This window comes from Occallatibacter sp., from assembly GCF_049582745.1.
Lineage (GTDB): Bacteria > Acidobacteriota > Terriglobia > Terriglobales > Acidobacteriaceae > Telmatobacter.
The window spans coordinates 1-11436 of record NZ_JBAUUO010000147.1; the positions used below are offsets into that span (position 1 = coordinate 1).

General features: G+C 59.1%; 9 protein-coding genes. 5 read left to right on the forward strand and 4 right to left on the reverse strand.

Going from position 1 to position 11436, the window contains the following annotated elements:
• The first annotated feature begins 377 nt into the window (after positions 1-377).
• Positions 378-2096, forward strand: a complete 1719-nt coding sequence (locus tag WCA10_RS20870) for a trehalase family glycosidase (protein ID WP_472824459.1) — start codon at positions 378-380, stop codon at positions 2094-2096.
• A 480-nt stretch (positions 2097-2576) separates the two neighbouring features.
• Here the strand turns inward: WCA10_RS20870 and WCA10_RS20875 are convergent, their stop codons facing one another.
• Both WCA10_RS20875 and WCA10_RS20880 read right to left on the reverse strand, forming a co-directional pair.
• Positions 2577-3584: a TolB family protein gene (locus WCA10_RS20875; protein WP_472824460.1), complete on the reverse strand. Its 1008-nt coding sequence runs from the start codon at positions 3582-3584 to the stop codon at positions 2577-2579.
• A gap of 435 nt (positions 3585-4019) precedes the next feature.
• A complete protein-coding gene (locus tag WCA10_RS20880) occupies positions 4020-6683 on the reverse strand; it encodes a glycoside hydrolase family 3 C-terminal domain-containing protein (RefSeq protein ID WP_472824461.1) in 2664 nt (887 codons plus the stop codon).
• 218 nt (positions 6684-6901) lie between these two features.
• Here WCA10_RS20880 and WCA10_RS20885 point away from each other — a divergent pair, with 218 nt between their 5' ends.
• Genes WCA10_RS20885 through WCA10_RS20895 form a run of 3 tightly spaced genes read left to right on the forward strand, consistent with a single transcriptional unit; the run spans position 6902 to position 8213 of the window.
• Entirely contained in the window at positions 6902-7447 is a 546-nt protein-coding gene (locus tag WCA10_RS20885) for an RNA polymerase sigma factor (RefSeq protein WP_472824462.1), read from the forward strand.
• A complete protein-coding gene (locus tag WCA10_RS20890) occupies positions 7444-7731 on the forward strand; it encodes a hypothetical protein (protein WP_472824463.1) in 288 nt (95 codons plus the stop codon). Before WCA10_RS20885 ends, WCA10_RS20890 begins: the two co-directional genes overlap by 4 nt.
• Before the next feature lie 35 nt (positions 7732-7766).
• The gene (locus WCA10_RS20895) at positions 7767-8213 is read left to right on the forward strand and encodes a hypothetical protein (protein ID WP_472824464.1); all 447 of its coding nucleotides are present in this window, start codon (positions 7767-7769) and stop codon (positions 8211-8213) included.
• 79 nt (positions 8214-8292) lie between these two features.
• Here the strand turns inward: WCA10_RS20895 and WCA10_RS20900 are convergent, their stop codons facing one another.
• On the reverse strand, positions 8293-9360 hold the full coding sequence (locus tag WCA10_RS20900) for a Gfo/Idh/MocA family protein (protein ID WP_472824465.1): 1068 nt from the start codon (positions 9358-9360) through the stop codon (positions 8293-8295).
• 35 nt (positions 9361-9395) lie between these two features.
• The gene (locus WCA10_RS20905) at positions 9396-9614 is read right to left on the reverse strand and encodes a hypothetical protein (RefSeq protein ID WP_472824466.1); all 219 of its coding nucleotides are present in this window, start codon (positions 9612-9614) and stop codon (positions 9396-9398) included.
• Positions 9615-9737: 123 nt separating this feature from the next.
• Between WCA10_RS20905 and WCA10_RS20910 the strand changes: the two genes are divergently transcribed.
• Positions 9738-11315, forward strand: a complete 1578-nt coding sequence (locus WCA10_RS20910) for a hypothetical protein (RefSeq protein WP_472824467.1) — start codon at positions 9738-9740, stop codon at positions 11313-11315.
• Positions 11316-11436 lie beyond the last annotated feature (121 nt).

The following is an 11436-nucleotide window of genomic DNA, read 5'->3' on the forward strand; positions in this document are numbered from 1 at the left end:
AAGCATGGCTGATCCTTTCTTCTCTGAAGGTGGTCCTGACTGGGAACCCACTTCAGAGTAACTGGGGATCAGCCTCCTCAAACATTCCTCGGGTCAAACAGATATCCGCTATTTTGGACAGCAATGCGGGTTGAGGAATGTTCCTGAATGTTATCGATTGGCTTGAAGTGAGTGGGGTTCGCTGGCATGAGCCGCATCCGAAGAACAAATGCAGATCCTTCGCGACGCTTACCCCACAAACGAAGACCCGTTCGCGGGGACCCCGATAGCGTGCGTCGCTCAGGATGACACATTTTAGCGAACGAGAATGATTCTCTCGATGTACGCCAATGCGCTAAACTCCAGACGGTTCCCCGCTTACAAGAACAGGAGTTCGAATGAAACTGCTTCGCTTGTTGTCGCTTGCAATTGCCGCAATCGGTTTGTCGTGCGCAGGGGCGCAGGAAACGCCGCCGCCGTCGGATGTTGCGGCTGCCAACAAAACCCCTGATCCGGCAGCGACGCTTGCCTATATTCATGATGCGTGGACGACGCTGACGCGGTCGATGACGGACTGCCATTCGCTGGTGGACATCAAGGTCACGGCGAATCCGATTCTCTATATGCCCGCAGAGGTGACAGCGCCGCCTGAAGTTTCCGCGCTGAGCGAAAAGTGCAACGTGAAAGTGGTTTCGCTGCCGAGACGGATCGAGAAGCTCGGCGATGTGAGGCCGGAGGAGCTGCCCGCGGCAGGCCTGCTGTATCTGCCATACCCCTACGTAGTGCCCGGCGGGCGCTTCAACGAGATGTATGGGTGGGATAGCTACTTCATCATGCTGGGACTCGAAGCCGATCATCATGAGGCGCTGGCCAAGGACATGGTGGATAACTTCCTCTTCGAGATCGAGCACTACGGCGTGGTGCTGAATGCGAACCGCACCTATTACCTGACGCGATCGCAGCCACCGTTTCTCACTTCGATGATTCGCGCGGTGTATGAGAATCCGGCAAGCTTCGCGGCAACGCCCGCCGGGCGCGCCGAGGCGCGTGCGTGGCTGGAACATGCGTACACGCTGGCGGAAAAGGACTACTCGACGTGGACGCGGCCGGAACACAAGGCGGGCGTGACGGGGCTGGCGCGCTATTTCGACTACGGCACAGGGCCGGTGCCGGAGATGGCGGACGACAGCACGTACTACTCGGATGTGATTCGATGGCTTGAGGCGCATCCGAAAGCGGTAAGCGGCGGCGAGGCTGGGGCGCCCTACCTGGTGAAGGGCGCGGAACATCCGAATGACGCGGAGGCTGCGCGGCTGAAGCTGACGAGCTGCGATGTGAAGGTGAGCGTGGTGTGCATGCGCGCGTATGCCGATGGATACAGGCTGAGCAAGGATTTCTATGTTGGCGATCGCGCCATGCGTGAGTCGGGATTCGATCCGAGCTTTCGCTTCGGGCCATTCGATGGATCGACGCAGCACTATGCGCCGGTGTGCCTGAACAGCCTGCTCTATCGCTACGAGCGCGACCTGGAACATATTGCGTTGCTGCTGGGAAAGGGAACGGAGGCGGCGCGCTGGGGCAAGCGGGCGCAGGCGCGCAATGCGGCGATTCATCGCTATCTTTGGAAGCCGCAACAGGGCGTGTTTGCGGATTACGACTTTGCAAAACACAAGTCGTCGGATTATGCGTATATCTCGTCGCTTTATCCGCTTTGGGCGGGTGTGGCGTCGCGTGAAGAGGCAAAGAAGGTTGTGGCGAAGCTGAACCTGTTTGAACGGCCGGGCGGATTGTCGATGAGCAACTTCGACTCAGGCATGCAGTGGGATGAGCCGTTTGGATGGGCGCCGACGAACTGGGTGGGCGTGGCAGGGCTTGATTCGGCGGGGTTCCGCGACGATGCGCGGCGGCTGGCGGCGAAGTGGGATGCGACGGTCGACCAGGGTTTTGCCAATGACGGCACCATTCGCGAAAAGTACAACGTGGTTTCGGGCAATGCGAATGTGAAAGTGAGCATGGGATACAAGACCAACGTGATCGGGTTCGGGTGGACGAATGCCGTGTACCTGAAAATGAAGCAGGTGGTCGCAGAGACGCAGGGAGCCAAGGCGGCGGATTGAGGCAGTTAGGTGTCCCACATGGACTCGGTTTCTATCGACCCCTATTATCCCGTCTCCTAAGGTAAGTGTCCTGAAATCATTGAAATCCAGACGAAGGTGGCGCTAATGGTTTGTGTGAATTGAGGTTACCTGTAGAGGTTCGAAAACACAGGGGTTAGGGAACAGGAGTAGGGAGCAGGGAGTAACAGGCTTCTTTTTGGCATTCGTGATTTGTTCCGGCGGAGGATTTGCATTTCAAGTCCATTGTGCGCCACGCGAAGGAAATTACCTGCAAAACGGCAGAAAGTTTTTGAGGAGTGGAATGAAGCAGTTAGCGGGAATCATGGGAATGTGGGTCTTGACAAGTTTTTCGGAGCTGGGTGGAGTTAGTGTTTCGGTCTCAGAAGAGAGGTTTGGACACTGGGCATCGCGACTCAGGTCATTTCTCGACAAACTTCCGGAATGCCCACCACCCAACCCGAACTGATCGCCTTGAATGGCTCAATCGCCAGATTTGCGCACCCAACCCATCACCACCTGCCCGTCCTTTGAATTCATGATGGCATGTCCAGTGGCAAAATCTACTGTAATCACCCTGGTATGAGTACCGTCAACTTGCCGTTGGTTGAGCAGCAATCTGTCTCCCTCCGGCGACCATACGATGGGAGCATCGAGTGTATAGTTCATCCATTTGTGCTCCGTTTCAAGAACAGATCGGACGCCGGTTCCGTCGGGGTGAATGACCATGCACTGTACGGTCAAAGCATAGGCGATCCAATCGCCCTTGGGAGACCAGGAAGGATTGCTCCCCTCAGCAATCGTCTTCGTTGTCCCGGTGGCGACGTCGATCAATACAATCCGTCCGTATCCAGGTCCGCTGGCACTCCCCGCCAAGAATTTGCCGTCAGGCGACCAGCTAAGCTGATCTATCCAAAATGTGGCTGATCTGGCTCCCGGGATAGGGGTCATCTGGCCCGTTTCAAGATCCAATATCATCAGCTCTTTATCGCCAAAAACATCAGTACAGAGTGCATTGCCGGATTTTGTAAATGCAATCCTTTTCCCGTCGGGCGAAATAGCCGTCGATCCAACTTTGCAGAAGTCGCCGTATTGCTGCCAAGTCTTATCGCGCACCGAGTACACGCCCATCACAGACTTGTATATTGGTTTCGGCTTTAGGTCGCACCATCTTTTGTTCGACGGATCGCATTTCACGCTGTCCGCATTCAGCATAAATTTGAGGCTCCAGGCTACCCGATCTCCCGAAGGGCTGATTGCTGGAATAGGCGATGCGTTCTGCCCGACCCGTCCATGAAGCTCTGGTACGGTAAAGCTTCCGCTCGGAGTAACAAGGTAAAGTTCGTCATTTAGCCTGCCAGGTTCGATGTATGCCTTTCTGAAAAGCAGCATCGACTGCGGCTCTGTAAAGACATCTCTGCTTTGTCCAAAGCCAGCGCAGGCCGATGCCACCGCAATCGAGAGCGCCCAGAAGACTCTAATCCGAAACATGCAACCAATCTTAGTCCGCGCATGGTTAAGGCGGCGCTGAGACTAAACACTTTCGAAAGTGTCCTACCAGCAAGACCGCTGGGCGCGAGGCTGCGCAATGAGTTTCCGCTAGGCGAGATGTCTCTCCCTTCGCAGTTACGATTGGATCAACCGCCGATGCGGAAGTTTCGGTAAGAACGTTCCCCAAGGGCTGAACAGGCTGCGGAAAAATGGGAAAGAAATGGCGAATCGTCGAAAGAAGGTCCCTCAGCGGCTAAAGCCGACGATGATATTGTGCCGCTTACGGCATGGCTGAAGCCATGCCCTTTCAAAGCAACGAGTTTTTACGCTGCCCGTGAAGCCCACGATGTTTTGGCGGGTTTTCGGCACGACCCAGAGGGTACCCTGAGCCGTGCCCTTTCACAAAGCGGCTCGAAGCGCGCGGGTCACCGCGCCTTATTCGGGTAGCGTTTTTGTTCCGTTGATGTGGAACTTCGCGGTCAGCGTTTGTGCCGATGTTCCCGGCTGGCCGCCGCCGACGAAGAGTGAGTATTCGCCTTCGGCGATTACGGGTTCACCGGCTTCCGTCACCATGCTGAGGTCGCGGTTCTTTAGTTCGAAGTGAACCTTCTGCGACGCGCCTGCGGCAAGATGCACACGTTCGAATCCGCGAAGCGCGCGCAGCGGAGCGCCGGACACATTCGGGAACTTGAGGTAGAGCTGAACGACTTCGTCGCCGGCCAGGCTGCCACTGTTCGTCACCGTGACGTCGGCGGAGACGGGATCGCCCGCAGAAACGGTTTGCGTTGGAACGCTGAGATCGCTGTAGGAAAACTTTGTGTAGCTGAGCCCATAGCCGAAGGGATAGAGGGGCGTGCCGGTGAAGTAGCGATAGGTGCGGCCCTTCATCGCGTAGTCTTCAAACGGCGGGATCTGATCGACGCTCTTGTAGAACGTGACGGGCAGGCGGCCGGCGGGATCGTTTCTGCCGGAGAGCGTTTCAGCGACTGCGGTGCCGCCTTCTTCGCCGGGATAGAAAGCATCGAGAATCGCGTTGGCATGGTCGTTGGCCCAGTTGACCGCGAGAGCACTGCCGTTGGTGAGAACGAGAATGACGGGCTTGCCGGTCGCGGCCACAGCCTCAAGCAGATCCTCTTCCGGCTTGGGGAGATCGATGCTGGTGCGGTCGCCGCCTTTGAAACCGGGGATGCTCACCTGCATCTCTTCGCCTTCGAGCTCGCTGGTGATTCCAAGAACCGCGACGACGACATCCGCATTTTTGGCTGCCTCCGCGGCCTCGGGCTTGGCGCTGAGATCGATCTTGGACCAAACAAGCTCTGCAACGGGTTTGCCGTTTTCATTGGGCGAGTAGTCAACCCTGAGCAGAGCGGGTTTGCCTGCCTCGAGGTGAACACTGCCAAGCCTTGGATCGTAGGGGTCGCCGCCGAAGGACGAAGTCACGCTTTTGCCGTCAAGATGCACGCGGAAGAAGCCGCTCGCCTTCATTCCAAGGTTGTAGTCGCCGGTTTCCGGAGCAATGATGGAGCCTTCGTAGCGAATCACCAACGGATGCACGCTGGTGGCCTCGGGGGGAATCGGCTGAGCCCCGGCATCCACGGTTGATTCAATGCGCGTGGCCACCGGCTTCATGGCGTGGGGATCGTTGATGTCGCTCATGTCAAGCTTCGCAAAACTGACCTTGATACCAGGCTTGCCATCCACAGTGAGAGCAGAAGCAGGCACCTGCGTTGCATCGTGGCCAAGGAACTGCGTTCCTGCAACGTAGGTGATGGTGTCGCCGGAGAACTCCTTAAGCAGTCCATCGAGGATGGAGACGGTATAGGTCGGTGATCCGTTGTAGTTGCCGAGAAGAACCTTGGTCTGGTTGGCGAGGGGGCCGACAACTGCGATCTTGATGCCGCTGGTTTTGAGCGGCAGGATGCCATCGTTCTTCAGCAGGACCATCGATTCGTCGGCAATTTCGCGGGCGAGCTGGCGGTTTGCAGGACTGTTCAGTTCGTTCTCATTGATCCTGGAGTAGGGAACGAGCTCCGGCGGATCGAACATGCCGAGGCGCATGCGCGCGGTGTAGAGACGGACCAGCGCGGTGTCGATATCGCTCTCCTTGAGGAAGCCCTGCTTGACGGCGTCGATGTAAGCCTTGTAATCGCTGTCGTCCTTGACCAGGAAGCCTCCGTCGACACATTCGTTGTCCATGCCGCGCTGCAGGCTGATGGCGGAGGCGGCGGGTTGCGAAGGTTTGTAGTGATGGTTGCGGTAAATATCAACGACGGCGCCGCAGTCGGAGACGACGTAGCCATGAAATTCCCATTTGCCGCGAAGCTGGTCCTGCAGCAGGAACTGGTTGGCGCAGCCGGGTTCGCCGTTGATGCTGTTGTAGGCGCACATGACGGAGCCGGCCTTGCCTTCTGTGACCGCAGCGCGGAACGCGGGCAGATAGGTATCGAGCTCATCATGCTTGCTGACGACCACATCGGCGGTGTGCCGTGTAGACTCAGGACCGCTGTGCACGTCGTAGTGCTTGGGTGTGGAGATGGTTTTGTAGTACTTGGGATCGTTGCCCTGCATGCCGGTGACGAAGGCTACGCCCATGCGCGCGGTGAGGAAGGGGTCTTCGCCATAGGTCTCCTGGCCGCGGCCCCAGCGCGGATCGCGGAAGATGTTGATATTGGGAGCCCAGAAATCCAGACCCTGGAAAAACATGCTGGCGCGATGTTCGCGCACGGCCTGCTCGTGCTTGATGCGCCCCTCGGTGCTGATGACCTCGGCCATCTTGTGGATGGCAGGAACATCGAATGTGGCCGCCAGCCCGATCGGTTCGGGAAACTCCGTAGTGCCGCTGTTGATGACGCCGTGCAGGGCTTCGCTCCACCAGTCGTAGGCGGGAACATTGAGGCGAGGGATGGCGCGAGACTGGTTGACGAGTTGCGAGGCCTTTTCTTCGAGCGTCATGCGGCGGACGAGGTCAGCGGCACGCTGCGTTGGCGGCAGACTCGGATCGAGGTAGGGCGGCCTTGCATTGTCCTGCGCGAAGGCGGTGAAAGCGACGGCGCAGAGCGCGAGAGCCGCAGAGACCGATCGGATGCGAAGAGTGTTCATGGAGATCCTCGTGGCGGGAGGGAACACAACTGGAGTTTGAGAGCTGAGAAATCGTTATCCGCCCACCGGAAGGCAACGGTAATGCGTCGGGCGGGGTCCGGTCAAGAGTCGTGAACGCGGAGAATCGTTGAAGAAAATCGGTTTTCTATGATCGCCTTCGCGGGTGTAACCTTTCAGCGGCGTAAGGCGTAATAAGAAGTAAGAAAGGGAAACGGCAGATGCGGGACGAGGCAAGCAGCGTCCTCGACAAGTTTCGTCAAGGCGACGTGGACGCCTTCGAGACGCTCTTCCGCACGCATCAGCGATCTGTCTTCGGATGGGTGCTGCGCATTGTGCGCGAACCCGGCGCGGCAGAAGACGTGACGATCGAGGCCTTCTGGCGCATGCACCGGGCGCACGCTCGCTTCGATCCTGAGCGCGGCTTTGAACCCTGGGCGCGGCGGATCGCCACGCATGCGGCGCTCGACTGGCTGCGTCGAAAAAAGCCGGAAAGCAGCGTGCCGCAGCAGATGTGGGAGAGCCTGCCGGGGCCGAGTGAGGGCGATGCAGCCGTTGCAGCGGAAATCCGGCAAAAGACGGCTTCGGCATTTGGGCGTTTGCCGGCCACGCTGCGCGTTGCAACAGTGCTGGCGGTGGTGGAAGAGCGGTCGCACAAGGAAGTTGCCGAGGCGCTGGGAATCACGGTTGCGGCAGTGAAACTGCGGGTGTTTCGCGCGCTGCGGCTGTTGCGAAAAGACTTGAAGAGAATGGGGATCACGCCATGACGAAAAGCAGGGATCAGGGAACAGGGAGCAGGGAGCAGGGGTCAGGGATCAGGGATCAGGAGGGCGACCGGATGACGCTGTTGTTGAAAAGCGCTATGCCGCGTGTGGATGACGATTCCGATTTGCCGCGCGATCTGTGGCCGGCGATGCTGCGGCGGATGGATGAGCAAAGCTCGCGCGGCGCCGCGTCTGTTCCATGGTTTGACTGGGCGCTGGCAGGCGGCCTGGTGGCGTTTGCGGCGCTCGCTCCGCGGACGATCCCGGTGATTCTTTACTACCTATGATGAGCGGGTTGGAGCCCGCGGAGAGTGAGGTTCAGATGAACACGCATCCGTATTTGAGAGCGTTCATGGCAGGAATCCTGGTGCCGACCCTGGTGCTTCCCCTGCTGCTGATCGCGTTTATCGTGCTGCGGTTCGGAATGCAGGTCACGTTTCCGATCGAGCGTGGATTGGTATTTCCCATGGCGCTGGTCCCGGGCCTGTGGGGGCTGTGGAGCATTCTTTGGCAGTGGTCGCACGAGCGGACCCATTTGCCGCTCGGCGTACACGGAGCATTGTTGCCGCTGCTGATGGTGCCGGCGGGAGCGGCCATCGCGACGCATGCAGGCGTGCTTGTGCTGGCGGCCACCTCTGTCACCTGGTTCAACGCGCTCACCGTGCCCTATGCGCTGATCGCGGTGTTGCTCGCATGTGCGATGGGCGCGTACTACCTTGCGTGGAAGTACATTGTGGGATTTGCGAACCGGGTGCTGGGGATTGCATAACGACAGCTTTTAGCTTTCAGCTCTTAGCTCTCAGCTTGTTTGGTTGCGCGAAAGAGCGAACTTCACGCTCGGGCTGCAGCTACGCACTCGTCGTGAAGAAATCCTGCAGGCCGGCGCGATGGGCGTGGGCGACCATGGCGGATTGAATTTCGAGCGCGAGAGCGAGGGCATTGCGGCCCTGGCGCGCGGTGACGAGCGGCGCGCGGCGGGTGCGGACCGATTCGAGAAACGACTCGATCTCGAGGCGCAGGGGTTCACCGGGAGCGACCGGCGGCTTGAGAAACGAGAGGCCGGGGTTAGGACTGGACTCAAGTCCTGAGGCGCCGGCAGCGGCAGCCAACTGCGCCATCAGCGCGGGATCGACGCGGCCGCTTGCGATCGCCGCGGCGATCTCGGGCGTGATGGCGGCATCGAGGCGAATGACCAGCAGGTCCTGGCGCGCGTAATCAATCGAAACGTAACTGCGCGGCTGAAAGAAGCGCAGCTTGCGAACGCGTTCCGTGGAGACGCGCGAGGCCGTGAAGTTGGCCACGCAGCCTGATTCAAATTCAACGCGAACATTGGCGATATCGACCTTGGGCGAGAGGATGGGCAGGCCGACGGCGCGGACTTCGCGGACCGGCGAATTGGCCATGGTCAATACGATGTCGAGATCGTGAATCATCAGGTCGAGAACGACATCGACGTCGAGCGCGCGCGGTGTGAAGACCGAAAGGCGATGCGCCTCAAAGAACATGGGGCGGCGCAATTGAGATTGCACGGCCAGCACGGCGGGGTTGAAGCGCTCGAGATGGCCGGGCTGCAGGATCCGGTTGTTCTTTTCGGCGAGAGCCACAAGCTCGTCGGCCTGCGCCAGCGTCGCGGCGAGTGGCTTTTCGGCGAGCACATCGAGTCCGGCATCAAGAAGCGCCGAAGCTACCGCATCGTGATGCACGGTGGGGACGGCGACGGTGGCCGCGTCGAGGTGGAGATCGGCCGCGAGCAGTTCGTCGACCGAGGAAAAGACGGGAATGGCGAATTTCGATTGCGCATCGGCGGCGCGGGCGGCGTCCGGCTCGACGGCCGCGACCAACGCGACTGGCTGGCTGGCTGTTTCAAGCTCGCGGTAGACACGCAGATGATTGCGGCCGAATGCGCCGGCGCCCACCACTGCAGCGCGAACCTTGCCTGCGCTTGTGATTTCTATGCCCCTTTACCTTCAACCGCTTTGAGGCAGCGGGTGTAAAGCTGCAGCAATTGGGCGACATGCTCCTCTGGCTTGGGAGCCGAGGCGCCGCTGAAGCCCGTTGCTCCCACTGCCGGACGGCCCACACCCGTAGTTCCAGCGACAAACTTGAGCAGATCGAGAGCGATATCTTCATTGCGGCGGGCGCCGAGGCCTGCATTATTGAGGGCTTCCATGCTGATAAGTCTCCGAAAAAAGATGCTACCAGATGAGGGCGGTGGAGTTCGCGAGGGTTGGGGGTATGGAATACGCACGATACCCTAAGAGGTGCGCGATGGAAGCACAAGCATCCTAATCCCATGAGCTTTCGACTTCGCCTTTGGTTTCGGAATCCGGTTTTTCTGCTGGCTCTGGCAGCGGGGCTGATTGCCTTTGTGGTGCAGTCGGGAGAACTGGGCACCGCCGACACCATGCATCGGCTGCAATCGACGCACTCGTTCTGGACTTCGCAGCCGCCTGTCTTTCCCGACGAATATCCCGAATTTGGCGTGCATGGGCGCAATGGCTCTTTGCAGAGCTGGTATGGCATTGGGCAGTCGCTGCTGATGCTGCCGGCGGACATCCTCGGCACCTACGTCGAAAGGCTGCACATCTTCGATCGCTATGGCGATACCGATCCTACGGTGCGCGACATTGTGGTCGTGTACCTGACGCAGATTCTTGTGACGGTGTTGACGGCGCTGGTGTGCTTCAAGCTGCTGCGGCAGTTTTCGTTCAATGTGAACCAGTCGGTGGCGGGGGTGCTGGCGTTTCTGCTGGCTACGACACACCTGCACTACACGCAGAACATGATGGAGAACAATTACATCTGCCTGCTGACGCTGGCTGGATTTGCATTCGAATACGAGTGGCTGCGGACGGGGAGCAGGCGCGCGCTGCTGATCGGCACCGGTGCGCTCGGGTTGAATCTGTTGACGCGGCTCACGACCGGGATCGATTTGCTGGCCGGCGTGCTCTTTGTGTTCCTTGTCTTGTGGTTCGAGGGGAAACGCGGGCGCGCGTTGTTTGAGCGGTGCTGGGCTTACGCCATGGTTGCGATTCCGGTCTTCTGCCTGTTTGGTATGCTGGACCGGGGGTATCAGTTCTATCGTTTTGGATCATTCACCAACACTTACGCAGGCCTGATTGCGAAGGAAACCATCGCGAGAGACCCGAGCCTGTCGCGCGATTGGCCCTGGACAACGCCCTGGCATGAAGGTTTCCTGGGCGCGTTATTCAAACCCGAGAAATCGATCTTCCTTTTCGATCCGCTGATTATTCTTGCGCTGGTGCTGCTGGTGCTGCATTGGCGCAGGCTCGCGCCGGCGGTTCGCGCGTATAGCATTTCCGCCTGCGTCATGTTGCTGGCCTATCTCAGCTTCTACGCACGGTATTTCGCCTGGGCAGGGGATTTCGCGTGGGGCGACCGCTACGTTTCAACCGCAGTCGAGTTGGTGGCGCTGATGGCGATTCCCCTGCTGTTGAAGTATCGCCGCGAGGCGGGCCGTACAGTCTGGATGACGGGCACGGTGCTGCTGGTTGCGAGCCTGCTCATCCAGATTGAATCGCTCATGTTCTGGTTGCCGCTTGAAATCTACCAGGAAGAGACGCTCGGGCATCCGACATTTGTCATTCTGCTTCGCGCAAAAAATATTGCCGCCTTCGCACTGGGAAAGATGGACGCCTGGGGGCTGAACAACGTTCCCATGACGCAGGACCCTTGGGACTACGTGCACATCACCTGCTGGAATTTTCTGCCGTTTCTGCTGCGGCGCGTTGGCGAAGCGCCGGGCTGGGTCGTCTGCGCGACATTGATGGTTTGGTGTGTGGGGCTCGCCGCGCTGGCGGCAACGCTGATTCGGATTCGGCAAATGGCGCGGCAATGGCGCGAGAGCTAGCCTGGATGTCTCACACGTACTGAGTTTTTTGAGGTTGAAGCTTAGCGTGCGTGTTTTGGCGGCTTGTGAGTTGCATCGAGGGGCAGTATGCGCCGAGGGCGCGGCCCGGGTAAGCAGGGTG

Excerpts from the sequence above, each read along its gene's own strand:
- WCA10_RS20905 (WP_472824466.1), bottom strand. The coding sequence starts at position 9,614 with ATGGAAGCCCTCAATAATGCAGGCCTCGGCGCCCGCCGCAATGAAGAT.
- WCA10_RS20880 (WP_472824461.1), bottom strand. The coding sequence starts at position 6,683 with ATGAACACTCTTCGCATCCGATCGGTCTCTGCGGCTCTCGCGCTCTGC.
- WCA10_RS20870 (WP_472824459.1), top strand. The coding sequence starts at position 378 with ATGAAACTGCTTCGCTTGTTGTCGCTTGCAATTGCCGCAATCGGTTTG.
- WCA10_RS20910 (WP_472824467.1), top strand. The coding sequence starts at position 9,738 with ATGAGCTTTCGACTTCGCCTTTGGTTTCGGAATCCGGTTTTTCTGCTG.
- WCA10_RS20895 (WP_472824464.1), top strand. The coding sequence starts at position 7,767 with ATGAACACGCATCCGTATTTGAGAGCGTTCATGGCAGGAATCCTGGTG.
- WCA10_RS20885 (WP_472824462.1), top strand. The coding sequence starts at position 6,902 with ATGCGGGACGAGGCAAGCAGCGTCCTCGACAAGTTTCGTCAAGGCGAC.
- WCA10_RS20875 (WP_472824460.1), bottom strand. The coding sequence starts at position 3,584 with ATGTTTCGGATTAGAGTCTTCTGGGCGCTCTCGATTGCGGTGGCATCG.
- WCA10_RS20890 (WP_472824463.1), top strand. The coding sequence starts at position 7,444 with ATGACGAAAAGCAGGGATCAGGGAACAGGGAGCAGGGAGCAGGGGTCA.